Source organism: Thermicanus aegyptius DSM 12793 (genome assembly GCF_000510645.1).
Taxonomy (GTDB): Bacteria; Bacillota; Bacilli; order Thermicanales; family Thermicanaceae; genus Thermicanus; species Thermicanus aegyptius.
Map to the genome: position 1 here is coordinate 2,836,517 of NZ_KI783301.1, position 25,257 is coordinate 2,861,773.

A 25,257-nucleotide genomic window follows, 5' to 3' on the forward strand; every position below is an offset into this window, starting at 1 on the left:
CTTCATTCCTCCTTTTCCTGCAATCCTTTTTCCAAAGCCTTCCAGGCTAATGTGGCACATTTGATGCGCGCCGGGAATTTGGACACCCCTTGCAAGGCTTCCAAATCCCCCAAGTCCTCCACCTCTCCTTCCCCCATCATCATACAGGAGAATTGCTCTACCTTGCGAAGGGCTTCCTCCTTCGTCAATCCTTTCACCGCCTGGGTCATCATCGATGCGGAACTCATGCTGATGGAACAACCTTCTCCTTCAAAGCGTGCCTCTTTTACCTGATCCCCCTCCATTAGAAGCTGCAAGGTAATTCGGTCTCCGCAGGAAGGATTATGGAGATGAACTTGAATCCCTTCATCTGATTTAATTCCTTTATTTCTCGGATGTTGATAATGATCCATAATGACGCGGCGATAGAGATCATCGAGTGACATAGTCGAAGTACTCCTTTACTTTGGCAATTCCCTCCACCAAGCGGTCGATCTCCTCTTCCGTATTATAGAGATAGAAGCTGGCCCGTACCGTTGCAGATACGCCCAGGGCACGCATGAGGGGTTGGGCACAATGGTGGCCCGCCCGCACGGCGATGCCTTCTGCATCGAGAACCGTGGCGGTATCATGGGCATGAACCCCTTCTACATTAAAGGTGACGAGGCTGTGGCGATTCTTCGGAGAACCGTAAAGAGCAACCCCAGGAATCTCCTGCAGACGCTCATACGCATACTTTGCCAATCTCTCTCCATGGGCGGCGATCTCCTCCATCCCGATTTCAGAGAGAAAATCGACGGCGGCTGAAAGCCCTACCGCCTCTGCGATCATGGGCGTGCCCGCCTCAAAACGCCAGGGGATCTCCCTCCAGGTCGAATCATAAAGCTCCACCACATCGATCATCTCTCCGCCGTATTCCACGGGTTCCAACTTCTCCAGCAGCTCTTTTTTCCCGTAGAGAACGCCTATGCCTGTAGGGCCACACATCTTATGCCCTGAGAAGGCGAGGAAATCCGCCCCCAGCTCCTGAACGCGCAGGGGAAGATGGGGAGCGCTTTGTGCGGCATCCACCACCATGATCGCCCCGTGTCGGTGAGCCAGATCCGCCGTCGCCCGGATCGGATTGACGCATCCTAAAACATTGGAGAGATGAGCCATTGCCACCAGTTTGGTTCGGGGGGTGATCGCCTTCCGGATCTCCTCCATCGAAAGGGTCCCGTCCTCCCCCAAAGGGATGTATTTCAACGTGGCCCCCACCGCTTTCACCGCCTGCTGCCAGGGGATGAGGTTGGCATGGTGTTCCATGGGCGTGAGGAGGATTTCGTCCCCCTCCCTCAAGAAACGCCGGGCATAAGCATGAGCCACCAGATTGAGAGCGGAAGTGGTTCCTCGGGTGAAGATGATTTCACGAGAGCTCTTCGCCCCGATGAAACGCCTCACCTTCTCTCTCGCCTCTTCATAGGCTTCTGTCGCTTTATTCCCCAGGGTATGAACGCCCCGGTGCACATTGGAGTTATATTCCCGATAATAAAGCTCCATCGCCTTCAGCACAGAGAGAGGTTTCTGGGAAGTAGCACTGCTATCTAAATAGACGAGGGGATGATCATGAATTCTCTCCTGCAAAATGGGGAATTGTTTGCGGATTTCTTCAATGTTCATCCTCCCAGCTTCCCTTCTATGGCTTCTTTCAGCATCTGCCGAACCCTTGGAAGAGGAATTCCCTCTACGACCGGATTTAAGAAACCGTGGATAATGAGGCGTTCCGCTTCTTTCCGGGAAATTCCCCGGGACATGAGGTAATAGAGTTGGGTCTCGTCCATGCGGCCAACGCTGGCTGCATGTCCGCACTTTACATCATCTTCATCGATGAGAAGAATGGGATGGGCATCTCCCCGGGAACCTTTGGAAAGCATCATGAGACGTTCCGTCTGTTCGCCGTTCGCCTTCGTCGCACCCTTTTCAATCTTGGTAATCCCACTGTAAACTTGAGTGGCATGGTCCAGGAGAACCCCTTTTTCCAAGATATCGCTCTCTGTATTCTTCCCATGGTGGATCACCCTGGAAATGAAGTGTCCCTGCTGCTCCCCTGTTCCGATGCCAATCAATTGAGATCTTGCCGAACTTCCGTTCCCTAAGAGAAAGGTTACATTTTCCGAGAGGGAATTCCCCCTCCCCATCTCTCCCAGGTTCCATTCCACCTGGCCATCCCGTTCCACCCGAGCCACTTTTTTATGATAGTCAACCGTCCCTTCTCCGAAACGGTATACCCCGGCAAACTGAATCTTTGCCCCAGGACCCACATAAAGCTCCGTTATGCCGTTATGAACCGCACTTCCTCCCTCGGAAATCCTTGATTCCACGTAACGGATGAGGCTGTTTTCCTCCGCCACGAGGATGACATGGGGAACCATTCCAACCCCCTCTCCCGTCAGGTTAAAGAGGGCAAGAAGAGGCTCTTCAATCATCACGTTGGCGGGAACATATAGGAAGATCCCTCCGCTCCAAAGGCTTGCGTGAAGGGCGGTCAACCTGTCATCCCCTTCGGATACGCCCGCCTTCATGAAATAACGGCGTACCAAGTCGGAATGTTCGATGAGCGCCTCCTCCAAGCTCATGAATAGAACCCCTTGCTCCTTTAGCTTTGGGGAGATCCTATGGTAGAGCGTGCTTCCATTCTCCTGAATCAGCAGGTTCTCGTCTTCTTCCCGGATTAGTCGGGCCAGGTCGGAGGGGAGATTCTCCTCAATCCTTCCCCTTTCACCCTTCACGAAAGGAAGAAAACGGGAAAAATTCCACGTATCCACCTTCCTCTTTCCCACGTCGGGTAGGGGGAGGGAAGAGATCTTAGAGAACGCCTCAAGACGAAGGGAACGCATCCATTCCGGTTCCCCCATCTTCTCGGAATAACGGGAAATCTCCCCTTCACCATAGGTTGCCTCAAAAGGAGGAGTGATGCGATCTTTAATCATCATGATTTCACCCCCTACGCTTCCTGGCCTACGGTTTCATCTACGATGCCCAACTCTTCCTTAATCCAATCGTACCCTTCTTTCTCCAGCCGTTCCGCAAGCTCAGGCCCACCCGATTTGACAATCCTTCCTTGCATCATAACGTGGACAAAGTCAGGTACGATATAATGAAGGAGCCTTTGGTAGTGGGTGATGACCAACAAGGCGAGCTCCGGAGACCGAAGGGAATTTACACCGTTCGCCACCACTTTTAGGGCATCAATATCCAGTCCTGAATCGATTTCGTCCAGGATGGCGACGCGAGGCTCCAACATCATCATTTGCAGGATCTCATTCCGCTTCTTCTCCCCGCCGGAAAAGCCCTCATTGAGGTAGCGGTTCGCCATGCTGGAGTCCATCTCCAGTTGATTCATTGCTTTCTCCAATTGGCGAACAAATTTCATGACGGAGATTTCATTTCCCTCTCCCCTGCGGGCATTGATCGCTGTGCGAAGAAAATCGGCATTGGTTACCCCACTAATTTCGCTGGGGTATTGCATGGCGAGGAAAAGACCTTTCAGGGCCCGTTCATCCACGGACATCTCCAACAGATCTTCCCCATCCAAAGTAACCTTTCCCCCTGTCACTTCATATTTAGGATGCCCCATAAGCGCCGAAGCCAACGTGCTCTTTCCTGTACCGTTCGGCCCCATGATGGCGTGGGTCTCTCCCCCTTTCATCGTTAAATTTAAACCGCGTATAATCTCTTTTCCTTCGACACGAACGTGCAAATCTTCAATGATCAGATGAGGGGCTGTCATTTATGTCCAATCCTCCATTTGCCAAAATAGATCTTTTCTTAGCATAAAGCAAAGCTAACTAATTATCAATTGATTCTCAATCGCTATATCCTTATTATAGAGGAAGACCGGCCTCTTTTCAATCATTATTTTCTATTTCAAAACTTATTATATGTTTTTGTTTATTAAATATCCACAAAAAAAGAACCGGCATTTAACCGGTTTAAGATGAAGGGGATTGCCTCCTTCATCCATTGGAAGTCCTTTCGATCATGGCCGTATAAGAGCGGCTTAAATGTTTAAGGCGGTTCTTTAGTTCCTGCTCCCATCTCTCATCTTTCACTCGTTTTGCCTGCATGAGGAGGTCTAACGCATGATCGATTTGCATCTTTAGGAGGGAAATGGAATCCCCTTCATCCCAAAAGAGGGTATATCGCTTTAAACGCTCCCAATCTACATCGATAAAGTCCGTAAAGGTGATGTGGGAGGCTTGATCCCCTTCGGCAAATTCCTTTAACAGCTCAAATTCCTCCGAGACATAGGGATGCACCATCACAGCCTTGCAAACGGGGCAATAGAGGATGGGAACCTGGTCCATGAAGACTTTCTCCGTCCGTATCGCTCCGATCGACCCCGTCATTGATGCGCCGCAGCAAAAGAAATGATCCATCCTCTTCACCCGTTCCCGAACCATTCTATCCTAATGGTCACGAATATGTTCTTCGTATTCGTCGGCGCTTAAAAGAAGGTCCAATTCCGACGGATCGCTCATCTCGACGGCCACCATCCACGCCTTCTCATAGGGAGATTGGTTTACCCATTCCGGAGAATCGGCCAATTCCTGGTTGACCCGAATCACCTTGCCGCTTACGGGAGCGTAGATGTCCGACACGGTTTTTACCGATTCCACGCTGCCGAAGGATTCATCCCGGGTCAATTCGGTCCCTACTTCAGGAAGCTCCACGAAGACAATATCCCCCAGCTCCGATTGGGCAAATTCGGTGATACCTATGTAGGCGATATTCCCTTCGACGCGCACCCATTCATGCTCTTTGCTGTACTTTAGATTTTGCGGAATACTCATCCTTAGCCTCCTCCCGGCTTTTTTGGTTATTTTCCTGTGCTTGGCGTACATCCTAATGATACTTTTCTTGAGCAGATTTTTCAATCGAAAAAAGGAAGGGGGCTTTCCCCTTCCGGATCGATTTCTTGATCAACGTAGTGAACGGATAGAATGGAAAACAAAAAAGTGCACCTTGTAAAGGCACACTTTTTAACGATCGATGGGTCTTCCTCTTATTTCGCCACGAGGTGTTTCTGACCCGGCTTCCAATCTGCGGGGCAGAGTCCTCCGGATTGGAGAGCCTGAAGGACACGGAGAGTTTCCTCGGCACTTCTCCCAACGGCATCATCGGAGACGACTTGGTAACGGATAACCCCTTCCGGATCGATGATGAAAAGGCCGCGCATCGCAGTCCCATCCGGCTCAAAGTACACCCCGTACTCTTTCGAAACTTGGTGGGTATTATCGGAAGCGAGGGGATATTGTATCTTCCCAAGGCCATTCTCCTCAACCGGAGTTTTAATCCAAGCGCGATGGGAGAACTTGCTATCCGTCGATACGCCGAGAACCTCGCAATTTAATTTTTTAAATTCATCATAACGATTGCTTAATGCGGTAATCTCCGTCGGACAGACAAAGGTGAAATCCATCGGATAAAAGAAGAAGATGAGCCATTTCCCCTTGTAATCCGACAAAGAAACCTGACCGAAGCTTTCCCCGTCCCCCGATACGGTTTCCATAGTAAAGGCTGGAGCGGGTTTGCCCACTAACCGTTCTGCCATCCTGTACTCCTCCTTCTTTTCAGAAAATATGTAGGTGGTGTTTTCACCCATAAAAAAGAATAGCGAACTTTCTTGTTAAAGTCAATACTTATTTAAAATTATTATTGATAAAAAATCAAACAATGAGTTGTTCCAAAAATCGCTTCATCTCGCCCATGCGTTTTAAATCTACTTCATAGCATACCCAGGTCCCCTGCTCTTCCGCCACAACCAAACCGGAGTTTTTCAGGATCTTTAAGTGATGGGAAACGGTTGACTGGGGCAGGTTAAGTTCCTGAACCAAATCGCCACAAAACTTCTTCCGTTCCAAGAGGAGGCGAATGATGGCGAAGCGGGTTTCATGCCCAAGGGCTTTACAAAGTTGGACAAAATCTTCCTCTCTTTCCTTTTGTTGATTCATTCTTTAATACCCCACCCTCTATGCATACCTTGGCATCATGATTTTTTTTCTTTGTGCCATGTCCGTTGAAAAATTTCTTCATCGAATCCCACTGTCACCTGTTCCCCATCGGTGATGATGGGGCGTTTCAGCAGCTTGCCCTGGGTTGAGAGGAGTTCCAACTGTTCCTCTTCGCTTAAGTGGGGAAGTTTCTCCTTCAGATTCAGCGCTTTATAGAGTTCCCCGGAAGTGTTGAAAAATTTCTTTAAGGGGAGGCCACTCTGCTTCCAATATCGCCTCAGTTCCTCTTTTGAGGGAGGGTTGTTTACGATGTGAATTTCCTCAAAGGGAATGCCATTGTCCTGCAACCATTTTTTCCCCTTTCGGCTTGTCCCGCATTGTGGGTAGAGATAAGCTTTCAGCATCCTTCAATCCTCCATCATCATAAATTCTTTCTCATACGTCGTCCGTCCAGCGGATCAGATAACCGGCATATTTCTTTGCATGAAAAACTCCTTTGCTAAAGATGAGGTACTGGGCTTTCATCCCGATGAGCCGATCACGAATTTCCCCCTCTCTCTCCAAGTGAAGGGAGACGAGATTCTCCGGAATTTTTTCCCGCGGATAATCAAAAACCCTCTCCTCGCCCTCCATCACTTTATAACGATCATATTCCGGAGGAAAAAGACGGTGTACTTCTTCCCGCAGCCGCAAAAGATCCTTCTCCTCCATCTCCCCTTTTAACATTTTCCGCCAATTGGTTTTGTCCGGAAGATATTGAGATAGATGCCATTCCAACTCCCCCGCTTTCTTCCGTGTCGGTAATTCCGCGATGGGGATGGCTTTAACCGCCCCTTGATCAATCCATCGTTTTATCTCATTCGTTTTCCGGGTCAAACCCACTTTCACATCGCTGGAAACGGCTAAATAGACATAGTGGGGAACCATACATTGGCTCTCACCGAAGGAAGGATCACGGCAGGTTCCCTTCTCATAGTGGCATTCATGGGGTTTTACAATGCAAAGATCGTTTTCCGGCAGTTGAGTAAAGCAAGGATAGCAATAGCCGTTGTTATAGGTCTTTTTTACCTTCCGCCCACAGGCGATACAGCGAATCTCTCCTAAATATTGGAGAGAGATCTCTTTGCCCACATATGGGTTTAGCATGATCTGCTCGGTGGTTAAGTTTAAGGTATAGCGGACAGGTTGATCATATTGATGGGAGAGCCCCTGCAAGATCCCTTGTGCCTCCATCTTTCTCCCCCTTTTTTATTCTTCATTCCAGGCTTCATCTCTATCCGCCCCCATCTCGATGAAACGTGGGTTGAAATCCTAGGGTTCATAAATCATTTTTTTCGTCATGCCCCCATCGATGATGAAGTTCTGCCCCGTAATAAAATCATTCTCTTCATCGGTCAGGAAGAGACAAGCCTTGGCGATGTCGGTCGGCTTCCCCACTCTCCCTGCCGGATGCTGGCGATGATCCATCTCCCTAAGTGATTGGTAATTCCCGGTTTCGATCCAGCCTGGGCTGATCGCATTTACCCGTATCCGGTCGGGTGCGAAAGAGATGGCTAACGCATGGGTGAGAGCAACAATCCCCCCCTTGGAGGCCGAATAGGATTCGGTGTTGGGTTCCGACATGAACGCTCGGGTCGAAGCGATGTTGACGATCGCCCCCCCTCCTCCTCCCCTCATCCGCTTCGCAGCTTCCCTGGCCATCAGAAAAGGGGCGCGCAGGTTAACGTTTAGCACCTCATCCCATTCCTGTACCGTTAATTCATAAGGCGACTTCCATATCCCAATTCCCGCGTTGTTGATTAAAATATTGATTCTGCCAAATCGCTCCACCGTTTTCTCCACAACCAACGAGATCTGGTCAGGATCCCCCAAATCGGCCTGGATTGGATAGGCCACCTGCCCTTTTCTCTTCATCTCGGAGGCAAGGGTTTCTATTCCTTCCCCGTCTTTATCCACGAGAGCCACGTAAGCAGCCTCTTCCCCATAGGCATATGCCACCTGCCTTCCGATTCCCTTGGCCGCGCCTGTGACGATCACCACTTTCTCCGCGAAGGACATTTCCATTCCCTCCCCAATCATTCCTTCTCTTTATTCTACCATACCTTTTCCTGTGCAAAAACTAGAAAGAACGATGCGAAAGCCGCTTTCTATACATTTCGTTCCACTTGGGATAAGTCTTGTCCGCCTGATCCATCTCCTCTCCCGGATGGTGAAAAAAATCCAACACTCCCTGTGAAGAGATAGAGAGCCCCTAAAAAATAAAACATCAGGGAAGGGTAGGAATGTTCCAGCATCAGCCCATTGACTCCTGCCCCAATTATGCTGCCCACGCCAAAAAGAAGGCTGGAGAGGATATTGGCTTTGGCGATCCGCCTACGAGGGAGAAGATCGGCCGCGAATGCGAGACCTAAGGAATAGCTGGACCCAACGAAAGACCCGGAGATGAAAAAGAGAAACAGGAGAAAGAAAAAGGAACGATCTGCGATCGGGATCAGGAGAAAGCTCATTCCACCCAAAAGAAAAAGAACGACCATCATCCGTTTCCGGCCCCAGCGGTCACTCCATATCCCCAATGGAATCTGAAAAAGAAGGCCTCCCACAATAAAGGCGGGAAGAAGGAGGGAGATCCACGCCGGAGTAATTCCTTCTCTCAGGGCATAAACAGGAAAATTATTGTTTAACGTGGATTCCAAATATCCATATAAAAAGGCGGGAAGAAGGGCAAACCAGCCCCATAAAATGGTTTCCTTATATTCACGAAGGAGCGCTTTCCTACCTCTAGAGGGAGACGGGGGAGAAACCCCTCCCCTCTGATCCCCCTTTTTCCCCCCGGAAACGGGATGGGGAAACTCGTTCTTTAAGCGAAAGACCCAATAGGCTACGATAAGGTAGGATAGAAAGAGGAAGAGAAAGGGAAACCAAGGATGAATCGCATAAAGGTTAATCCCAAGGGGGCCGATCCCAAATCCAAGTCCATAGGAGAAGCCGTAAAAGGAGATTTTCATTCCCCTCTCCGCTTCTTTCGTCGTGGTAAGAATCCAAGTTTGGGTGGCGAAATGAAGGAGGCTATCCCCCACCCCAACCAGGAAGCGAAGACCCATCCAGAAGAGGAAATTCTCCCACACCGGGAAGAGGATGGCTCCTGCTCCCATCATGGCGAGACTTAGAAGAAGCGCCCATTTATATCCAAACATCTTTACAGGGCGTTCCATGAAAGGGGAGGAGAGAAGGACGCCGATATAGATGGCAATGGCATTCAGGCTGTTGGCCGAAGCCGTAAGTCCCTTCTCTTCGAGGATGATGGCGAGGAGAGAGAGGAGAAGACCCTGGCTTATCCCTGATGCGATGACTGCAAAAACAAGTGTATAGTAACGGCTGTTTTCCATATATTTTCTCCTCATAGTATCTCCTTTGTGTAAGGGGGCGTTCACGCTCTTTATAATGAAATGCAAGCCTTTTCCGCTTGAAACACGCTTGAAGTTCTCTTCGCTTTGGCCACTTTCAATGATACTAGGAAACTGTTCCTCTTTCTATATTTTTTTTGGTTATTGCCCACAACTATTTAAACTCCAGCGAATAGAAAGCGGGAGCATCCGTTGAGCATTCTCCTCATGTGGAAGTTTAAGTTTATGTAAATTTTTATGGCTAGGTTTTGTCTAGGCCCTCAGGAAACAGGTATAATCATACTGTTGGGGATTCCGGCCAAATCATGAAAAGAGAAGCTGAAAATCTCTGTTTTGTCGGGATCAAAATGGTCAGGGAAAGCGGGAAGAGAATGATTCAATTTGTGAACGTGTCGAAAGTGTATGGAAATGGTACCGTGGGATTAAAAAATATTCATCTCCACATTAAAAAAGGAGAATTTGTGGTCATTGTGGGCTTGTCCGGAGCGGGGAAGTCCACCTTACTCCGTTCCATCAACCGCCTTCATGAGATTACCGAAGGGGAAATCTTCATTGACGGGAAGTCGATCACCGCGGCAAAAGGAAAAGAATTGCGGATGATGCGCCGGAATATCGGGATGATTTTCCAAAACTTCAATCTGGTCAAACGATCTACCGTTCTGCGCAATGTCCTGTCCGGCCGGGTGGGATATCATTCAACGCTGAGAACGATCTTCGGATTCCCCAAAAAGGATATTGAATTAGCCTTCCAAGCTCTGGAACGGGTCAACATCCTGGAAAAGGCCTATTCCAGGGCCGATCAGCTATCCGGAGGTCAGCAACAGCGCGTGGCCATTGCCCGGGCATTGGCCCAGGAGGCGAAAATCATTTTGGCCGATGAGCCGGTCGCCTCGCTGGACCCCTTAACCACCCATCAGGTGATGGACGATTTAAAACGAATTAATCGCGAATTGGGGATCACAACGGTTGTGAACCTGCACTTTATCGATTTGGCGCGTGAATATGCGACGCGCATCATCGGCCTTAGGGCTGGGGAAGTGGTTTTTGACGGTCCGGTGGAAGAGGCGACGGATGAGGTATTTGCTGAGATTTATGGCAGGCCGATTGCGAAAGAGGAATTGCTGGGGGTGAAGGGATGAGATCAAATCACCCAAGCAGGCCCCAAAAACCTGGCCGTATCAAAGGTTATTTTACCGTGATTCTTTTATTCCTTCTCCTATGGGGAAGCGCATATAAGATTGAGGTCGATCTTCCGAAGTTGTTTTTTGGAATCCCCGAAATGGGCAGGCTCTTAAACGAAATGTTTCCCCCGGATTGGACCTATTTCCCGAAAATCGTTGATGCCATGTTGGAAACAATCCGCATCGCCGTTCTGGGAACCACTTTCGGTGCGATTCTTGCCATTCCCATCTTCTTTTTATCGGCGGAAAATGTGGTCAAATCACCCATCATCTTTCTTCCTGCCCGGTTTTTGATGAACCTGATTCGCACGATCCCCGATCTTTTGTTGGCTGCAATCTTCGTGGCGATTTTCGGGATCGGCCCGATCGCCGGGATCATGTCATTAACCCTATTTTCTTTAGGACTCATCGCCAAATTGACCTATGAATCGATTGAAGCGATCGATCCGGGACCCCTCGAGGCGATGACGGCCGTGGGGGCCAATAAACTGCAGTGGATTTATTTTGGAGTGATCCCTCAGGTATTGCCGCAATTTATCGCCTATTTTCTCTATACATTTGAAGTAAACGTTCGCGCCGCTGCCGTACTTGGGCTTGTCGGCGCAGGAGGAATCGGTCTTTATTACGAACGAACGCTTGGTCTTCTTGATTACGACAAGACCTCTACGATTATTCTCTTTACCTTGGCGATTGTCTTAATTATCGACTTTATAAGTACGAAGATGAGGGAGAAATTGTTATGAGGGCTGAAATGGTGCAAAAACCAAAAAAAGGATGGAATCGATGGATCATCGGCCTTGCCGTGTTCGGGATTTACCTATGGGCTTTTTCAGGCATACCGCTACAAGGAATCAAAGAGACGGCCTGGCAGGTTACTAGAAGCATTCTGGATGGTTTACTCCATCCCGATTGGGGTTATGTTTATCTTCCCGATGGAGAGGACTTGCTCCGCGGCTTGCTCGATACGTTGGCAATCGCCATCCTGGGCACCTTCATCTCGGCTATTCTAGGCGTTCCCTTCGCATTCTGGGCGGCAAACAACTTAAGCCGTTATCCATGGATTCCCTCAACCGGAAAGTTTCTCTTAAGTTTTATCCGCACCTTCCCGGAGGTGGTGATGGCGCTTCTTTTCATTGTAGCCCTTGGCCCTGGAGCATTCGCCGGTGTTATGGCGTTAGGAATTCATTCGATTGGAATGTTGAGCAAGCTGTACGCGGAAGCGATTGAGAATATGGATCGAGGGCCCATGGAGGCGCTCACGGCTGCAGGGGCCGGCCGTCTGCAGGTTCTTTGGTTCGCCGTGCTTCCGCAAGTGATGCCGGAGTTTCTCTCCTACACCTTATATCGCTTTGAGATCAACATTCGTTCTGCTGCCATTCTGGGCGTGATCGGCGCAGGAGGAATCGGCACTCCGCTCATATTCGCTTTGTCCACGCGTTCATGGGATCGTGTGGGGATTATATTGATCGGGATTATCGTCATGGTCACTCTCATAGACCTCATCTCCGGCTATCTCCGTAAAAAGCTCGTATAACATCATGACGCAAGTGTGGTGTGGCATTGCGTTTGCCCCGCCGAAATGAGAAACCGACCAGGTCATCATCCTGGTCGGTTTCTCTCAAGTGGTTTCATGCACGTTTGAATTACTGATTTCCAATCTCTTTTTGGTACTCGCGAACAATATCAAACTTGCTGTCGTCCGATTTGGCATACCCTTTGTGAGAGTAGATGTCGTAAATCACTTTTTGGCCTTCCGGATCTTTGCCAATTTCAATAAAGGCGTTTTGGATCTTCTCAATCCATTCTTTACTCATATCGGAACGAACGGAAATGGTATCGTTGGGGATCGGCTGGGTGAAGAAGACCACTTCCGTTTTGTCGAAGACATCCGGATAATCTTTCTTCACCGTATTGCGTGCATCTTCAAAAATCGCAGCCGCATCCACATCACCGTTTAACACTGCGAGAACTCCTTGGTCATGGCCTTTCACGGTAACGCCTACCACATCTTTCTCGGGATCGATCCCTGCTTTCTTCATCTCAACGGCAGGCCATACGTAACCGGCGGAAGAGGTAACGTTCTGCCATGCGATTTTCTTCCCTTTTAGATCTTTCATCTCTTTAATTCCTGAACCTTTCTTGGTGATCACCATGGCCCGATAGTAGTCCACCAATTGGTCGCTCTCCTGCCCGCCAGGTTGTTTTACTCCGAAGCGCAGCGCCTGGAGAATCACCTCCGCAGCTCCTTTTTCTTTTGCCAATACATAAGCGGTGGGAGGTAAGAAGCCGACATCCACTTGTTTGGAACTCATGGCTTCGATGATGGTGTTGTAGTCAGTCGATACGCTTACCTTCACCGGGATTCCCAATTTGTCTCCTAAGAGTTTTTCCAGTGGTTTCGCCTTTGCTTCCAGCGTATCTGCATTTTGGGAAGGAACGAACTGGACGGTCAATTCTTTCGGGACATATCCTTGGGAAGAGGCCCCGCCGCCGTTCCCACAGCCCGCTAAGGCGACGAGCGTTAAGATCGCGATGAGAATAAATGCTAAACCTTTCTTCACCATGCTTTTCCTCCGTTTGTATAAATTTGAATATGCAGAGATGATCCTTAAACATTCTAGCATAATTCCCCTCGGAAGGTTTGTTAATTTTACGTAAAGAATGTAAATTTTTGTCGCACATATAGGCAACGGTTTAATATAAGATATAATCCAACATAGAGAATTGAAAGGGGATAAACCGATGATCCATCGATTTCCATGGCTTGAACAAATTGAAGTGATCATTTTCGATCTCGACGGCACGCTTTATCAAGACGAACGATTTATCGGGCGTTATCTTGCGCTTGGGTTAAAAGGCTCCACAGAGGAAGGAAAACTCTCGCACTATCTTTCCACCGTTTTTCAGGTTTTGCATGGAGAACATAAGATGAAATTGGGATATTTTTATGATACGGATACGGATTTAGTTTTCCATTTAAAGGGTCAATCTGTGGTGTCGGGATTCGATCGATCTGGAACCCAGGTTCCTCCGGAACATTTGGAAAAAGTGAAGCGTACCCTAAAGCCTGAGCATCTTCGCTATCTGGGCGATCCCTGGAGCGTGGTAGGGATGGTGCTTAACCATGCCCAAATTCCCGAATCGCGAAGGGAAGAGGCTTTCTATCGCGTCCGTGAGGAGATGCTAACACATCCGTCTTACCGAATCCAAGGAACCGATCCTCTCTATCAGACGATTGGAGCGATGACCTGGCTGAAGAAAAAAATAGTAATGACCAATACACCGGAATCCTCAGGCCTGCCTTTCGTTCGTCACCTTGGATTGGAACACATTTTTGATCGGATCTATTTCGGGAGCGGAAAACCTGCGGGGATGAAGAGAGCAGCCAAGGAATTGATTGAGGAACTTAATCTTACACCTTCTCAAATTCTCACGATCGGGGATCATCCATGGAATGATCTCGCACCGATCAAAGAGCTTGGGGGATATGCCGTTTATCTTTCCCCATATCCCAATGGGGGGGAGCGATTTTGGGATCTTCATCTGAAGGATCTACATGAGCTAAATGAATTGTTCTCACAGCTTAACCTCATCCACAATTAAAGTGAATGTGAATCGCCGGCGTCGTTCATCCAAGCACAGTGCGTTTGGTGCAGCAGATTGTTGATTCCATTCCAAAATGTTGATCGGAGGAGATTCTATGAACCATATTTCCAAGACACCTCAACCACCCTACTATGCGGTGATCTTTACGTCTGAGCGGACGGAAGGAGACAAGGGCTATGGACAGATGGCAGATCAGTTGGAAAAGTTGGCGTTTCAGCAACCCGGTTTTTTGGGCGTAGAAAGCGTCCGTGACGTAACCGGACTCGGAATCACCGTCTCTTATTGGGAATCCTTAGAAGCTATAAAGAATTGGAAAGAGAACGCATTACATAAAATTGCTCAGGATAAGGGGAAAACGGTATGGTATAGGCAATTTGCCTTGAGAGTATGCAGGGTGGAAAGAGATCATTTTTTTGAAATATAAAGGATTTCTTTTTCCCCTACATTTTTCACCACCTAAAGAGGGCGGGACCTCTTAGCAGATCGTTACCGATATTACGATCCGGAGGATTTACCCATATTCCATGTTCATGATATAATATTGCCCTCATACTTAAGTTCTGAAGAGCGTACATTATGTCCGGTTATATCCGTGATTTGCAGCTCAAGGAAGGGAATGCCTGATGAAGACCAAAAGGGAAGAAATGTTGCTCATCATCACCATCGCTTTGGGCACACTTCTCAATCCCCTTAATTCCTCCATGATTGCGGTGGCCCTGTCCCGGTTGCAGGAGGAATTTCATCTCACATTCGCCGATGCTTCCTGGCTGATCTCCACCTACTATTTGGCCAGCGCGGTCGGGCAGCCTGTCATGGGAAAGCTGAGCGACGCCTATGGCCGCAAGCGCATTTTTTTCTTCGGTCTTTCACTGGTGGCCATCGCCTCGATGCTGGCTCCCTTCTCTCCGGGATTTTGGTGGCTCATCGGTTTTCGTGTCATTCAATCGTTGGGAAGCTCCGCCCTTTTTCCCGCAGGAATGGGAATCATACGCAACGTAATCACCACCCGCCAGGCCCGGGCCCTCGGAATCCTCTCTATCTTTTCTTCCACCTCCGCCGCCTTCGGTCCGTCCATCGGAGGTTTCCTGATTCATGTCGGCGATTGGCCTGCCATTTTTCTAGTCAACTTCCCGTTTATTCTTCTCTCTTTTCTATTGGCCCTTAAAATTCTGCCCAGCGAACCCTCCACCGCGACCAAACCGACCCCCCATATGGATCTCTTGGGAATCGGACTCTTCATGGCTATGATCATCAGTTGGATTCTCTTTTTTCTCTCCCTCGAGCGCACCATCGATGGGTGGAAGCTTCTCCTCAGCCTCATCCTGACGGTACTCTTTTACCGGTATGAGTCACGGATTCAGGACCCCTTCGTCAATGTTCAGTCCCTACGGCAGAATCTGAATGCCGGTTTGATTTATGTACAGTTTATTTTGGTCAATATTATTTTCTACTCCATATTTTTTGGAATACCCTCCTATTTGGAAAAGGTCCATCATTTAGATGCAAAAACGATCGGTATTGTGATGCTTTCCATCGCCGGATTCGGCATCATCGTCGCTCCTCTGACCGGCCGTTGGGTGGATCGAAGCGGTTCCAAGCCCGCTTTGTTGATGGGGTCGATCACCCTTCTCCTCGGCAGCATGCTCCTTCTCACGCTCCAACCGACTTCTTCTGTCCCGTGGATCTTTTTTGTCCTCTCCGTGCTTGGATTTAGCAACGGATTTAATAACCTCGGTTTACAAACCGCCTTATATTTCTTTGTCCCTCCTGAAGAAACCGGCACCGCATCCGGTTTATTCATGACCTCCCGTTACATCGGCACCATTCTTTCCTCCAGCCTGCTCGGGATCTTGTTTGGGAAGAACATTACGGCAGGTGGTTTGCACATGATGGCCCTCGTCAGTTCTGTTCTAGGAGGTGTCATCCTGTTGCTTACCCTGCGAATGCCTCCCACTCGAGGAAGACCGGCCGCGTCCGGAAACCATTAATCCGATGCTTATTTCCGCCATGCCAAAGGAGGACGCCGGTGGGCGGATGCCGCTTTCAGAAGGTCTTACTTCCCAAGCCCATTTCATCGAGGAGTAACAAATTCCTGCGTGTAGAGATCTTCTTTTACCCCCACTCCCAGCGTGGTGAACTCTTTTTCCAAGATATTACGGCGATGCCCTTCGCTATTCATCCACCCTTCATGAGCCTCGACGGCATCATGATATCCTTTGGCGATATTCTCCCCCGTCATCCGGTAGGAGATGGCGGCCTGCTCGATTCGATCCGCCGGAGAAAGTCCCGTCGTCGCCGAAACATGAGCAAAGAAATGGTGTTGCCACATGTCGACACTATGACCGCGCGCCACCTCGGCGGCTTTCTCATTCCAGGAGAGGGTGGAAAGTCCGAAGCGAGCTCGGACCACATTCACCAAGTCGAAAATGATGCGCTCATTCCCCCGATCCACCGCTTCCTGTTCCTGGGCGGAAAGCGTAGGAGGAGAAATTTCCGGGGCTTTTGTATAGTAACTGTACTTCATCGTGAAGAGTTGACTGCGTACCAAGGTTTCCAGGCTAAGCTGACGAATCGCCGTGACCCGATTCCGATTATGAAGGTCGAGATAGAGAATGGTGGCCACTCCGTTCTGTACCAAGAGCCGTCTCTCATTGGAATTGTTTTCGATGGTAAAGGTAGCCCCATCGTAGGGGAAAGTAACCGTATTTTGCGGTTGTAAACCCTCGACCACCGATTTCTCCGAACCCACTTTTACCCCTTGATACTCCCACGTGGGTGCATTGGAATAAAGATCGACCACTTTCCCATTCATTACACCCACTTGTACATATCTCTCCAGATCCCGATTATAGATCCACCATTCATACTTCAGTCGACTGAATTCCTTTCGATTCGGATTACCCAGGATCGCCGTCACTTCCTGTGCACTCTGTCCGATATGGATGCCATAAACCCCTTCTTTTTGCGCCGGGATGTTCTTCGAAGGCGTGGAGAGCTCGGCCGGGCGTTTCCCCACCCAGATAGATTGGGTGTTGGGATCGTAACCCACCTCTTTCCCAAGTTTTTCTCCGATGTAACGAAGGGGCACATAGGTAGTCCCTTCATAGTTGAACGCGAGGGGAACCTCCGTCTTGCCGTTAAAGAAAGTTCCGGATAAATGCTCCAAATCTTTCATTTCGTCAAAGAAAAAGGTGACACGGGGCAACGCTACCCGAATCTGTTTCATCAGCCCATCCGCGATGGAGGTAGAACTGAAAAGGAGGAAAAGTACCAAGACGATGAGGATCTTCTTCTTCATTTGAACGCCCCCTCCAGGTCATAAAGATATGCACACTCTTCGACTGAGCAATAATACCGTATTTCCTATGCCTTTTCTATGCAGCAGCATCTTTAGTCCTATTTGCCGCTGCCGGACGGACACGGCTCATTGCGTCCCTCTTTATCGTCGGTTGAAGCGAAAACAGTCCCTAACGTCAAAAACCAAGCGCAATCAATAAGTTAAAAAAAGAATGGAACACAATAACCGACCAAAGCGAGCCGGTTCGCTTGAATGTATACCCCCAGATCAGAGCCAAAAGAAAAATCACGATAGAATTTGAGATAAAAGATTCTAGCGTCTGATTATTGGCAATCCAGATCGGGAAATGAATGAGAACAAACAGGAATGAAGTCAACAGATTTGCTTTGTAAAACTTCATAAACGCCGACATCTTTTGTAAAATAAATCCTCTAAATACGATTTCTTCTATGATGCCCGCGAGTAAAACGCCATTCAGCCAATAAGATAAACCTTTGAATATACCAAATTCAGCATCCCCTAAAAGATGATCATTGATATACAAAAGGATTGCCGTGATGATGATAGCACTCCCTGTCCATAGGTTCGCTTTCGGCTTTTTGTTCAGCTTCAAATACAATATCGGATTTGTCCGATCCAAAGTACGCAAAAAAACGAATACGGGGAGGACCCAGATTGCGATCTTGACGACTGCTTCGAGCAAACTAGCTGGTATCGTATCTACACCGGGCTTCACCCAAAATAATCGGGCCGATGCCCATGCAACATAAAACAAAATGAAGTAAGAGACGAAATACCGCTTATGTTTGGATTTGTTCACATTCGGATCAATGTTTACGTTGATTTGTGGTTCCAATTTTACATCTCTCCTTGAATAGGTAAATTTTCCTAATTTTTCAGCAGAGGTCGGTCCCATGAACCGCAGTTCTCTTCCAATTCCCTCTGTTTTCTCTGAAACAACAGCTCCACTTCGGTTCCCACATTCACTTTGGAATGGATGCGGATCACGCCGCCATGCGCATCGACGATCCAACGCGCGATGGACAAGCCAAGGCCCGAACCACCCAGGCTGCGGGAGCGTGCTTTGTCACCACGGTAAAACCGCTCGAAAACATGCGGAAGATCCTCCTCCGCAATTCCACAACCGGTATCTGCTATACGGATGTAAACGGAATGCGATTGATTACGGCCGGTTACCTCGATCCGCCCCGATGGAGGAGTGTATTTCAACGCGTTATCCAGCAGAATGACGAGAAGCTGGCGGATTCTGCCCTCGTCCCCCCAGAGAAGCAAAGGCTTCTGAACATCGGTGGTGATCTCGATTTCCCGGGTGAGCGCCAACACCCGAAACTGGTCGGTTATCTCGGACAGCAAGGCATCCAAGGCGATTTTCGATGGATGGATCTCCAGTTGATTCGAATCGGATCGGGCTAGTGTCAACAAGTCGTCCAACAACTTGCCGAGCCGTTTGCTCTCCTTTAAAATAACGGCAATTTTAGGGCTCTCCTCTTCGATGGAATGCGCGGGATGCCGGAGAAGCAATTCCGTTTGAGCCTGGATGACCGCCGTCGGCGTCCGCAGCTCATGAGAAGCATCCGCCACAAAACGCTGCTGTTTTTCCCAGGAACGGCGGATGGGGACGAGGGCTCGTTCCGCTAAAAACAACCCTGCAAAAATCGAAATGATCAGGCCGACGATAATTCCCGCGATAATGTCCCGCAGTAACGAACGGAGCGTTCCGTCCAGATCCTCCTGACTTCTTACGATCCCGACAGAGGCAATCGGGCCCCAATTCCGGTTCTGAGTCGGAAATTGGAGCACGCGGTAACTGCGATGGCCGACGATAACCGTCCGAATGGCCGGTTCATCATTTGGCGTTCGGAACTGATTCGCTATCGACGAAGAGAGCGACTGCTTCGGCGCTTGCCCGATCAGTCGGCCTTGCGCATCCCAGAACAAGTACGTCGTCTTTTCGTCCTGCTGAGGATCCGGGGAGTCGGATTGCAGCCATTCCGCCAGGTTATGAACGGATTGAATTCTTTTTTCCGCTTGTTTCAATACCTCATCCGACTCGTGAAATAATCGGTAACGCATATGAAGATACAACAACGTGCTTAACACAACGAGAATGAGCAGAAAAACCGCGGCGTTCAGTACGACCAATTTTCTTCGGGTTTTATTGAACATCGGCCTCTCCCCTAAACAAATAGCCGACACCCCGCACGGTGCGGAGAAAATCACCGGCGCCATGGGCCACAAGCTTTTTGCGAAGATGATGCACATACACGTCGATTGCTGTCAGGGCGGAGCTCGAATCACCCCCCCATACCCGATAAAAAATCTGCTCGCGGGTCAAAATCTGATCTTTATGGCACATAAAAAATTCCAGCAATTCAAATTCCGTCTTCGTCAAATGCAACGGGGTTTCCCCGCTGAAAGCCTCCCTTGTCGCACGGACCAACCGGATGGGACCGCAGGTCAGATCACCCTCTTGACCGATCGCCCCTCGTCTTCTGAGTACGGCTCTTACCCTTGCCAGCAATTCCGAGACGGCAAACGGCTTCGTTACGTAGTCGTCCGCGCCTGCGTCCAGACCTGCCACCCGATCCGTCACCGCATCTTTGGCCGTCAAAAGGATGATAGGGGTCCACACGGATTGGGCTCTTAATTTTTTTACGATTTCCACGCCGTTCATCTCGGGTAGCATCACATCGAGAAGGATCAAATCATGAATGGCCTGTTCGGCCAAATAATAACCTTCATCGCCGCTTTCTGCGGTGTCCGTCTGAAAAGCTTCCCCCTCGAAAATATCGCGGATCACTTTGAGCAAGGAGGCATCATCCTCCACCACAAGCACGCGCACGCTTTTCCCGCCTCTCCGAAAAAATGTAAATCACTTTCATTTTATCAGAAAGAGCGACTGAATGGCTGATTTTAAGAAAATTTTAAGGTTGTCAAATTATACTTTAGTACCGGATGAAAGAAAAACAACGGCGAACGGGTACAACCGAAACAGATCATGATTTATCGTGGGATTTAGCGATTGTAAGATCAGATTGGAGGAATGACGATGGCAAAAATGGGAAAAAAGTGGATCTTCCTTTGTTCTGCAGCCCTCGGAGCGATTTATGCCGCCGAATATGTCATAACGGAGGCGCCTCCGGATACACAGAATAGGTCGAATGCAGAAGAGAACATCCAAAGTCTACCGCAACCTTACCAAGAAAATTTGCAAACCGAAAACGTACCAAGCGACAGTTCAGCATATAGTCACTCACAATCTGAAAACACGCTGACAGACAACCCGCAAACTGAATACAACAAAGCCGAGAGAAATCCGACCCAAAGCACGAACGTTCAAGGCACACAATCCGCGGACAAACCCACCCAAAGCACAAACGTTCAAGGCACACAATCCGCGGACAAACCGACCCAAAGCACGAACGTTCAAGGTACACAATCTGCGGACAAACCCACCCAAAGCACAAACGTTCAAGGTACACAATCTGCGGACAAACCCACCCAAAGCACAAACGTTCAAGGCACACAATCTGCGGACAAACCGACTCAAAGCGTTCAACCCAAAAGGGTTTATCAAGACGGGACCTTTACAGGGATGGGAAGCAATCGGCGCGGGTCGATTCAGGTGTCCGTTACGATTAAAAACGATAAGATTACGGACGTTGAAATTGTTAATTTCGCCATGCATTATTCGGAGAACGACATCATAGGGCTGCCTGACGAAGTGCTTAAGAGACAAAGCGCGCAGGTAGACAATGTATCCGGCGCGACGTACAGCACGCGCGCGTTTGAAGATGCCGTGCAAGATGCGCTCGATAAGGCGAAAAATGCATGACGAAAATAAAACGGGAAAAATCCAAATTGTATATGGATACCGTCGTCCAGATACAGGTCTTCACCGAAACATCAAAGGATGAGGCGGAAGCCAAAATCAATCGGGCTTTTGAGGCTTTTCAAAAAATCGAGCGGGCTTGCAGCCGTTTTAACCCTGACAGCGAATTGATGAGGGCTTGTAGACAAATTCAGCGACCGGTTCAGGTTAGCCCGTTTTTATTCGAACCTCTCAAATTCGCATTGGAAATTGCCAAATGGACGGACGGCATATTTGATCCTACAGTGGGAAAAGCGATGGAAGAGCAAGGTTTTAACCGCCAGTATTTAACCGGAAAGTTTATGGAAAGTCCCGCCTCCGTTTCGGCTACGTATCGGGACATCGTTTTAAATGAACGGGACCGCACGGTGTATTTACGAAAACCGATGGTCATAGATTTGGGAGCCGTGGCCAAAGGGTTCGCAATTGATCTGGCGGTAAACGAATTGAAAGATTTGGAAAGATTTTGCGTCAATGCAGGTGGAGATCTGTTTGCGGGAGGAGCGGAACCCGGCGCGGGCGTTTGGAAAATCGGCATCCGGCATCCAACGCAGAATGACCGTATCATCCATACCGTCGAAATATCCAACGAGGCGATTTGCACCTCCGGAGGTTATGAGCGCAAAAGTCCAAAAAGAAAAGGCGTCCATCATCTGATCCTCCCTCATACGAAACAATCCCCGAACGATTGGATTAGTTGCAGTGTCATCGCCCCTTTTGCCATGCTGGCGGACGCATTCTCGACCGCGGTGTTTCTGTCGGGGGTGGAACGCGGGAAATCGCTCATCGAAGAAGCGGAGCTAAAAGGAATCTTGATTACATCCGGATTGCAGATCATGAAGGTGGGAGGAATTTAAATGAAGGCGCGTCCGGGCGCACAAGAAAAAACCGGCTGCTGTCGACTTGACGGCTGCCGGCAGTTTCCCTTTTTCGGCATTTCCTGCAGGGAATTCGATCCTGTCGTCTTTATCGGAGCGTCTCAACTTTCCGCCAACGGTCAATCAACGGGGGGCGCCGGCGGAGACGGATTGAAGGAATCCGACGGGGAAGTGCGCGCCCCCTGGAGCAACTTCGCACGCACAAACATGATCGGAGCGAGCCCGAACGCCCAGAATCCGATCAGGACATACCGCAGCCAATCCCAGACGGGACCGGACGGGAAGGCGGCTTTCAGCCCCACCCTTAACACCAGTATGCCGACGAACCCGATCACGATGGCGAGGACCTTCCGAGGAAGCTTGCCACGCTTTGGGTCCAATTCGGTCACGCTCGCCTCGAGGAGGTGCCCGAGCCCGCCACCGAGCAGAGCACCCGACACCTTCGTGCCGACGTTCCCCAGGAAGAACGCCATCAACGCAGCGAAGACACCGACCGCGGCCGCTTTAAACGCAATCGGCCGCGACTCCATAGCCGGTGCGGCATAGCGGGCTACGACGACGGTGAGCGCGCCGAGCGCGATACCGCCGAGCACATCGGTCGGCCAATGCAGCCCGTTGTACAAGCGGGACAGCGCCACCAAGGCCGTGAGAACGGCGGCCATCCACCAGGCCCACCGGCGCCGCACGGCCAGCGCCATGAAGCCGAACAGGGCCGCGGCCGATTGCGCATGGAAGCTCGGGAACGAGTCGTTCGGGTAATGACTGTCCACCATCGCCGATTCGATCTCTCTTGAATGCACGCCCTCGACTCCGACCGGCCGAGCCACACCTAGCCCGTCCTTCAGGATTATGTTCACGAACAAGGTCACCATCAGCACATAAAAAAGTTGAATGCCCGTCTTCCGGGAAACGGTCCAAAAGACAGCCGGGATGACAAGGAGGAAGAAGTCTTCTGTTCCCATAAACGTGAAGATTCCAGCCAATGCGTTCCATATGGGGCCCTGCCCGGAAGTCACCCAGGCAAGGAACTCTTGCTCCCAAGAACCTACATGCAGCATCGTTCCACCTCTTCTATCCTAAGGGAATGGATCGCTTTGAGTACTCGAACACATCTCATTGTATCAGAAAGAGCGAGCGAATGACTGATTTTAAGGAATTTTTAAGGTTGTTAAATTATAGACAAACAACTGGCAATCTGATTGAAGAAATGGAACTAAAAAGAAACTTGATTACATCCGGATTGCAGATCATGAAGGTGGGAGGAATTTAAATGAAATTTAAACAATGGTTTAAGACCCCGAAGGCTTATGTTCTGTTAACCTTGGTTGCTTTGCTTATCATCGCTTCCCTCGGTTCCCAAGACATGAGAGGCATCCTGCATGCCGGTGTTGCCGTCGTTGTCTGTGTCGCTTTGGACATCATTTGTTCCCTTATCAAAAGAAGAAAGCGAATCATGCCGGACGGGGCGATCATTACCGGATTGATCATTTCCCTGATTTTAAGCACCACTTCAACATGGTTCATCGTGATCGCCACCTCCATTTTGGCCATTTTGTCCAAACATATTCTGGTTTATCGAAAAAAACCGATTTTCAATCCTGCGGCAACCGGTTTGTTTCTGTCCATTCCCCTCTTTCAATCGCAACAAAGCTGGTGGGGCGCATTCGGGGATCTTCCGGATTGGACCTTGGCGTTTGTCTTGATCGGCGGTTACATCGCCACAAATCGGGTCAACAAATTCCCCCAAGTGTTTTCGTTTCTTGCCATGTATTTCGTTTCTCTATACATCATGGCCTTTTACTTCCACGTCGGAGATATTGCAGATGCGCTCCGCCCTCCTTTTATTAACGCGACCCTTTTCTTCGCCCTGTTTATGTTGACGGATCCGCCGACTTCGCCGGCCAAAACCGGAGATCAAATCGTTTTCAGCCTCCTTGCCGCAGCGGTGAGTGTGGTGGTCTATGGGTATTTTGGCGGTTTGATGTATTTGTTTATCGGCTTGTTTGTCGGAAATCTTTATCAAGTGTGGAAATCAAGCTTGTCCGGTAAAACCGTTAAGCAAGTTCGCCCTGAAATCAAAAAGGGCCATAATATGCCCTTTTAAAATATGTATTAACAAGCAAGCGAATTTGAGCCACCCTGTGATCAAAAGCATGAATCCCTCCAAAGTTGTTTGGTCGTGCCCATTTTACTAAATGTGTGGATACTGTGCATTCCACGTGGCTCTACCCTGACATCTGAAATAAAAGCATACCTGTACCGATATCCTCTCCCAGAAGGAAATTCTTAAGCTTGTTACTTATGGGACTGTCCCGCCTGTCGTTAGGAGCTGCTCTTGGTTGAAAAAATCTCGATCATATCGATGATTTCATGCTCGATCCTCTTGAAAAAACGGCATAAAAAAAGGAGTTTTTAGTATTTTTTATTTGATCGATTTTGTCCAATCCATCTTTGCATAGATTACGCGGTGGATCTCAACTATTTTCTCCTCTTCCCGAACAACGTAAAAAACCGTACAATTTTTCACAGGCAGCATTCGATCATCTTCTCCCAAAGGCTTAATAGAGCGGTATATCTTGTGTGCATAAGGAAAATCCCTTAACAGGGAGATAGAATGCTCTAATCATCCAGCAGATCCATTGCCGCCTTTGGCGCGTTTAACTGGTCGGATTTATACAGGATAATGTCCGTTATATCCTGTCTAGCCATCGGAAGGTAAATGAATTCATACATTCCCGCCGTCTACCTTTTCCTGCAAATTTTTCCTCAAACTGTCGAAAACCTCTTTATGGGAAAAACGCTGATGGGTTTGTTTTGCTTGCAGTTCCGCTTCCTTCAATTTGAAATACACTTCACTTTCAAATTGTAGCTTTTCATATGCTTCAAAACTCATCACAACCATGTCTCCATATCCATTTTTTGTGAGAAAAACAGGTTCGGAAGTTTCGTGAACGACCCTGGAAATCTCTGCGAAATGATTTCGCAAATCCGATACCGGCCTAATCTGTGGCATGAATAACACCTCA

Annotated in this window: 29 protein-coding genes; 9 read left to right on the forward strand and 20 right to left on the reverse strand. The window is 49.0% G+C overall.

Going from position 1 to position 25,257, the window contains the following annotated elements:
- Nucleotides 1-2: 2 nt before the first annotated feature.
- From sufU to THEAE_RS0115165, 12 genes are all read right to left on the reverse strand, one after another.
- Nucleotides 3-425 carry a Fe-S cluster assembly sulfur transfer protein SufU gene (gene sufU, locus THEAE_RS23420; RefSeq protein ID WP_028988059.1) on the reverse strand — a complete coding sequence of 141 codons (423 nt, stop codon included), beginning with the start codon at nucleotides 423-425 and terminating at the stop codon, nucleotides 3-5.
- On the reverse strand, nucleotides 412-1,638 hold the full coding sequence (locus tag THEAE_RS0115110) for a cysteine desulfurase (protein WP_028988060.1): 1,227 nt from the start codon (nucleotides 1,636-1,638) through the stop codon (nucleotides 412-414). The genes sufU and THEAE_RS0115110 overlap by 14 nt, the downstream gene beginning before the upstream one ends.
- The gene (gene sufD / locus THEAE_RS0115115; protein ID WP_005587983.1) at nucleotides 1,635-2,951 is read right to left on the reverse strand and encodes a Fe-S cluster assembly protein SufD; all 1,317 of its coding nucleotides are present in this window, start codon (nucleotides 2,949-2,951) and stop codon (nucleotides 1,635-1,637) included. The genes THEAE_RS0115110 and sufD overlap by 4 nt, the downstream gene beginning before the upstream one ends.
- Nucleotides 2,952-2,962: 11 nt before the next feature.
- On the reverse strand, nucleotides 2,963-3,748 hold the full coding sequence (sufC, locus tag THEAE_RS0115120) for a Fe-S cluster assembly ATPase SufC (RefSeq protein ID WP_005587981.1): 786 nt from the start codon (nucleotides 3,746-3,748) through the stop codon (nucleotides 2,963-2,965).
- 226 nt (nucleotides 3,749-3,974) lie between these two features.
- The gene (locus THEAE_RS0115125) at nucleotides 3,975-4,397 is read right to left on the reverse strand and encodes a hypothetical protein (RefSeq protein ID WP_039945324.1); all 423 of its coding nucleotides are present in this window, start codon (nucleotides 4,395-4,397) and stop codon (nucleotides 3,975-3,977) included.
- A gap of 30 nt (nucleotides 4,398-4,427) precedes the next feature.
- Complete coding sequence (gcvH, locus tag THEAE_RS0115130; RefSeq protein ID WP_005587979.1) at nucleotides 4,428-4,811, reverse strand: glycine cleavage system protein GcvH; 384 nt, start codon at nucleotides 4,809-4,811, stop codon at nucleotides 4,428-4,430.
- Nucleotides 4,812-5,023: 212 nt separating this feature from the next.
- Nucleotides 5,024-5,572 (reverse strand): peroxiredoxin, encoded by a 549-nt coding sequence (locus THEAE_RS0115140; protein ID WP_028988063.1) that lies wholly within the window; start codon nucleotides 5,570-5,572, stop codon nucleotides 5,024-5,026.
- A gap of 115 nt (nucleotides 5,573-5,687) precedes the next feature.
- Nucleotides 5,688-5,972, reverse strand: coding sequence for an ArsR/SmtB family transcription factor (locus THEAE_RS0115145; protein ID WP_028988064.1), 285 nt, complete (start codon nucleotides 5,970-5,972; stop codon nucleotides 5,688-5,690).
- Between the two features lie 35 nt (nucleotides 5,973-6,007).
- A complete protein-coding gene (locus THEAE_RS0115150; RefSeq protein ID WP_005587977.1) occupies nucleotides 6,008-6,376 on the reverse strand; it encodes a Spx/MgsR family RNA polymerase-binding regulatory protein in 369 nt (122 codons plus the stop codon).
- A gap of 31 nt (nucleotides 6,377-6,407) precedes the next feature.
- Nucleotides 6,408-7,205 (reverse strand): DUF2797 domain-containing protein, encoded by a 798-nt coding sequence (locus THEAE_RS0115155; protein ID WP_028988065.1) that lies wholly within the window; start codon nucleotides 7,203-7,205, stop codon nucleotides 6,408-6,410.
- A gap of 78 nt (nucleotides 7,206-7,283) precedes the next feature.
- Nucleotides 7,284-8,030, reverse strand: coding sequence for a glucose 1-dehydrogenase (locus THEAE_RS0115160; RefSeq protein WP_005587975.1), 747 nt, complete (start codon nucleotides 8,028-8,030; stop codon nucleotides 7,284-7,286).
- Between the two features lie 89 nt (nucleotides 8,031-8,119).
- A complete protein-coding gene (locus tag THEAE_RS0115165) occupies nucleotides 8,120-9,358 on the reverse strand; it encodes an MFS transporter (RefSeq protein WP_052330061.1) in 1,239 nt (412 codons plus the stop codon).
- A 389-nt stretch (nucleotides 9,359-9,747) separates the two neighbouring features.
- Between THEAE_RS0115165 and phnC the strand changes: the two genes are divergently transcribed.
- From phnC to phnE (THEAE_RS0115180), 3 genes are read left to right on the forward strand one after another with little or no spacing between them, the layout of a single operon-like run.
- Entirely contained in the window at nucleotides 9,748-10,515 is a 768-nt protein-coding gene (gene phnC / locus THEAE_RS0115170; RefSeq protein WP_028988067.1) for a phosphonate ABC transporter ATP-binding protein, read from the forward strand.
- Nucleotides 10,512-11,300, forward strand: coding sequence for a phosphonate ABC transporter, permease protein PhnE (phnE, locus tag THEAE_RS0115175; protein WP_005587972.1), 789 nt, complete (start codon nucleotides 10,512-10,514; stop codon nucleotides 11,298-11,300). The genes phnC and phnE (THEAE_RS0115175) overlap by 4 nt, the downstream gene beginning before the upstream one ends.
- Nucleotides 11,297-12,091 (forward strand): phosphonate ABC transporter, permease protein PhnE, encoded by a 795-nt coding sequence (gene phnE / locus THEAE_RS0115180; RefSeq protein WP_005587971.1) that lies wholly within the window; start codon nucleotides 11,297-11,299, stop codon nucleotides 12,089-12,091. The genes phnE (THEAE_RS0115175) and phnE (THEAE_RS0115180) overlap by 4 nt, the downstream gene beginning before the upstream one ends.
- A 109-nt stretch (nucleotides 12,092-12,200) precedes the next feature.
- Here the strand turns inward: phnE (THEAE_RS0115180) and THEAE_RS0115185 are convergent, their stop codons facing one another.
- A complete protein-coding gene (locus THEAE_RS0115185) occupies nucleotides 12,201-13,121 on the reverse strand; it encodes a phosphate/phosphite/phosphonate ABC transporter substrate-binding protein (protein ID WP_005587970.1) in 921 nt (306 codons plus the stop codon).
- Nucleotides 13,122-13,299: 178 nt separating this feature from the next.
- Here THEAE_RS0115185 and THEAE_RS0115190 point away from each other — a divergent pair, with 178 nt between their 5' ends.
- From THEAE_RS0115190 to THEAE_RS21245, 3 genes are all read left to right on the forward strand, one after another.
- A complete protein-coding gene (locus THEAE_RS0115190; protein ID WP_028988069.1) occupies nucleotides 13,300-14,160 on the forward strand; it encodes an HAD family hydrolase in 861 nt (286 codons plus the stop codon).
- A gap of 97 nt (nucleotides 14,161-14,257) precedes the next feature.
- Nucleotides 14,258-14,587 carry an antibiotic biosynthesis monooxygenase family protein gene (locus tag THEAE_RS0115195; RefSeq protein WP_005587968.1) on the forward strand — a complete coding sequence of 110 codons (330 nt, stop codon included), beginning with the start codon at nucleotides 14,258-14,260 and terminating at the stop codon, nucleotides 14,585-14,587.
- A gap of 199 nt (nucleotides 14,588-14,786) precedes the next feature.
- Nucleotides 14,787-16,151: an MFS transporter gene (locus THEAE_RS21245; protein WP_039944498.1), complete on the forward strand. Its 1,365-nt coding sequence runs from the start codon at nucleotides 14,787-14,789 to the stop codon at nucleotides 16,149-16,151.
- Nucleotides 16,152-16,234: 83 nt separating this feature from the next.
- On the opposite strand, the gene THEAE_RS21250 is transcribed toward THEAE_RS21245, so the two are convergent.
- From THEAE_RS21250 to THEAE_RS0115225, 4 genes are all read right to left on the reverse strand, one after another.
- The gene (locus THEAE_RS21250; RefSeq protein WP_005587966.1) at nucleotides 16,235-17,461 is read right to left on the reverse strand and encodes a CAP-associated domain-containing protein; all 1,227 of its coding nucleotides are present in this window, start codon (nucleotides 17,459-17,461) and stop codon (nucleotides 16,235-16,237) included.
- A 175-nt stretch (nucleotides 17,462-17,636) separates the two neighbouring features.
- Nucleotides 17,637-18,317 (reverse strand): CPBP family intramembrane glutamic endopeptidase, encoded by a 681-nt coding sequence (locus tag THEAE_RS21255; protein ID WP_052330063.1) that lies wholly within the window; start codon nucleotides 18,315-18,317, stop codon nucleotides 17,637-17,639.
- 32 nt (nucleotides 18,318-18,349) lie between these two features.
- Complete coding sequence (locus THEAE_RS21260; protein ID WP_052330064.1) at nucleotides 18,350-19,648, reverse strand: sensor histidine kinase; 1,299 nt, start codon at nucleotides 19,646-19,648, stop codon at nucleotides 18,350-18,352.
- A complete protein-coding gene (locus THEAE_RS0115225) occupies nucleotides 19,638-20,324 on the reverse strand; it encodes a response regulator transcription factor (protein ID WP_028988070.1) in 687 nt (228 codons plus the stop codon). The genes THEAE_RS21260 and THEAE_RS0115225 overlap by 11 nt, the downstream gene beginning before the upstream one ends.
- 207 nt (nucleotides 20,325-20,531) lie before the next feature.
- Here THEAE_RS0115225 and THEAE_RS23605 point away from each other — a divergent pair, with 207 nt between their 5' ends.
- Both THEAE_RS23605 and THEAE_RS0115235 read left to right on the forward strand, forming a co-directional pair.
- Nucleotides 20,532-21,317, forward strand: a complete 786-nt coding sequence (locus tag THEAE_RS23605; protein ID WP_245605573.1) for an FMN-binding protein — start codon at nucleotides 20,532-20,534, stop codon at nucleotides 21,315-21,317.
- On the forward strand, nucleotides 21,314-22,210 hold the full coding sequence (locus THEAE_RS0115235) for an FAD:protein FMN transferase (protein ID WP_028988071.1): 897 nt from the start codon (nucleotides 21,314-21,316) through the stop codon (nucleotides 22,208-22,210). The genes THEAE_RS23605 and THEAE_RS0115235 overlap by 4 nt, the downstream gene beginning before the upstream one ends.
- A gap of 140 nt (nucleotides 22,211-22,350) precedes the next feature.
- Here the strand turns inward: THEAE_RS0115235 and THEAE_RS21270 are convergent, their stop codons facing one another.
- Nucleotides 22,351-23,289, reverse strand: a complete 939-nt coding sequence (locus tag THEAE_RS21270) for a phosphatase PAP2 family protein (protein WP_052330066.1) — start codon at nucleotides 23,287-23,289, stop codon at nucleotides 22,351-22,353.
- A 212-nt stretch (nucleotides 23,290-23,501) separates the two neighbouring features.
- Here THEAE_RS21270 and THEAE_RS0115250 point away from each other — a divergent pair, with 212 nt between their 5' ends.
- Nucleotides 23,502-24,335 carry an RnfABCDGE type electron transport complex subunit D gene (locus tag THEAE_RS0115250; protein ID WP_028988072.1) on the forward strand — a complete coding sequence of 278 codons (834 nt, stop codon included), beginning with the start codon at nucleotides 23,502-23,504 and terminating at the stop codon, nucleotides 24,333-24,335.
- A 318-nt stretch (nucleotides 24,336-24,653) separates the two neighbouring features.
- Here the strand turns inward: THEAE_RS0115250 and THEAE_RS23910 are convergent, their stop codons facing one another.
- Nucleotides 24,654-24,842, reverse strand: coding sequence for a type II toxin-antitoxin system RelE/ParE family toxin (locus THEAE_RS23910; protein ID WP_425426431.1), 189 nt, complete (start codon nucleotides 24,840-24,842; stop codon nucleotides 24,654-24,656).
- A gap of 114 nt (nucleotides 24,843-24,956) precedes the next feature.
- Nucleotides 24,957-25,244 carry a type II toxin-antitoxin system Phd/YefM family antitoxin gene (locus tag THEAE_RS0115260; protein ID WP_028988073.1) on the reverse strand — a complete coding sequence of 96 codons (288 nt, stop codon included), beginning with the start codon at nucleotides 25,242-25,244 and terminating at the stop codon, nucleotides 24,957-24,959.
- Nucleotides 25,245-25,257: the final 13 nt, after the last annotated feature.

What these genes read in the sequence shown, in the direction of transcription:
- THEAE_RS0115110 (WP_028988060.1), bottom strand. Translation starts at nt 1,638, where the DNA reads ATGAACATTGAAGAAATCCGCAAACAATTCCCCATTTTGCAGGAGAGA.
- THEAE_RS21245 (WP_039944498.1), top strand. Translation starts at nt 14,787, where the DNA reads ATGAAGACCAAAAGGGAAGAAATGTTGCTCATCATCACCATCGCTTTG.
- THEAE_RS0115150 (WP_005587977.1), bottom strand. Translation starts at nt 6,376, where the DNA reads ATGCTGAAAGCTTATCTCTACCCACAATGCGGGACAAGCCGAAAGGGG.
- THEAE_RS23605 (WP_245605573.1), top strand. Translation starts at nt 20,532, where the DNA reads ATGGCAAAAATGGGAAAAAAGTGGATCTTCCTTTGTTCTGCAGCCCTC.
- sufU (WP_028988059.1), bottom strand. Translation starts at nt 425, where the DNA reads ATGTCACTCGATGATCTCTATCGCCGCGTCATTATGGATCATTATCAA.
- THEAE_RS0115235 (WP_028988071.1), top strand. Translation starts at nt 21,314, where the DNA reads ATGACGAAAATAAAACGGGAAAAATCCAAATTGTATATGGATACCGTC.
- THEAE_RS0115125 (WP_039945324.1), bottom strand. Translation starts at nt 4,397, where the DNA reads ATGGATCATTTCTTTTGCTGCGGCGCATCAATGACGGGGTCGATCGGA.
- THEAE_RS0115250 (WP_028988072.1), top strand. Translation starts at nt 23,502, where the DNA reads ATGAAATTTAAACAATGGTTTAAGACCCCGAAGGCTTATGTTCTGTTA.
- THEAE_RS0115190 (WP_028988069.1), top strand. Translation starts at nt 13,300, where the DNA reads ATGATCCATCGATTTCCATGGCTTGAACAAATTGAAGTGATCATTTTC.
- THEAE_RS0115145 (WP_028988064.1), bottom strand. Translation starts at nt 5,972, where the DNA reads ATGAATCAACAAAAGGAAAGAGAGGAAGATTTTGTCCAACTTTGTAAA.
- THEAE_RS21260 (WP_052330064.1), bottom strand. Translation starts at nt 19,648, where the DNA reads ATGTTCAATAAAACCCGAAGAAAATTGGTCGTACTGAACGCCGCGGTT.
- THEAE_RS21250 (WP_005587966.1), bottom strand. Translation starts at nt 17,461, where the DNA reads ATGAAGAAGAAGATCCTCATCGTCTTGGTACTTTTCCTCCTTTTCAGT.
- phnE (WP_005587972.1), top strand. Translation starts at nt 10,512, where the DNA reads ATGAGATCAAATCACCCAAGCAGGCCCCAAAAACCTGGCCGTATCAAA.
- THEAE_RS0115185 (WP_005587970.1), bottom strand. Translation starts at nt 13,121, where the DNA reads ATGGTGAAGAAAGGTTTAGCATTTATTCTCATCGCGATCTTAACGCTC.
- THEAE_RS0115165 (WP_052330061.1), bottom strand. Translation starts at nt 9,358, where the DNA reads ATGGAAAACAGCCGTTACTATACACTTGTTTTTGCAGTCATCGCATCA.
- THEAE_RS0115160 (WP_005587975.1), bottom strand. Translation starts at nt 8,030, where the DNA reads ATGTCCTTCGCGGAGAAAGTGGTGATCGTCACAGGCGCGGCCAAGGGA.
- THEAE_RS21270 (WP_052330066.1), bottom strand. Translation starts at nt 23,289, where the DNA reads ATGCTGCATGTAGGTTCTTGGGAGCAAGAGTTCCTTGCCTGGGTGACT.
- gcvH (WP_005587979.1), bottom strand. Translation starts at nt 4,811, where the DNA reads ATGAGTATTCCGCAAAATCTAAAGTACAGCAAAGAGCATGAATGGGTG.
- phnC (WP_028988067.1), top strand. Translation starts at nt 9,748, where the DNA reads ATGATTCAATTTGTGAACGTGTCGAAAGTGTATGGAAATGGTACCGTG.
- THEAE_RS0115140 (WP_028988063.1), bottom strand. Translation starts at nt 5,572, where the DNA reads ATGGCAGAACGGTTAGTGGGCAAACCCGCTCCAGCCTTTACTATGGAA.
- phnE (WP_005587971.1), top strand. Translation starts at nt 11,297, where the DNA reads ATGAGGGCTGAAATGGTGCAAAAACCAAAAAAAGGATGGAATCGATGG.
- sufC (WP_005587981.1), bottom strand. Translation starts at nt 3,748, where the DNA reads ATGACAGCCCCTCATCTGATCATTGAAGATTTGCACGTTCGTGTCGAA.
- THEAE_RS0115260 (WP_028988073.1), bottom strand. Translation starts at nt 25,244, where the DNA reads ATGCCACAGATTAGGCCGGTATCGGATTTGCGAAATCATTTCGCAGAG.
- THEAE_RS0115155 (WP_028988065.1), bottom strand. Translation starts at nt 7,205, where the DNA reads ATGGAGGCACAAGGGATCTTGCAGGGGCTCTCCCATCAATATGATCAA.
- sufD (WP_005587983.1), bottom strand. Translation starts at nt 2,951, where the DNA reads ATGATGATTAAAGATCGCATCACTCCTCCTTTTGAGGCAACCTATGGT.
- THEAE_RS0115195 (WP_005587968.1), top strand. Translation starts at nt 14,258, where the DNA reads ATGAACCATATTTCCAAGACACCTCAACCACCCTACTATGCGGTGATC.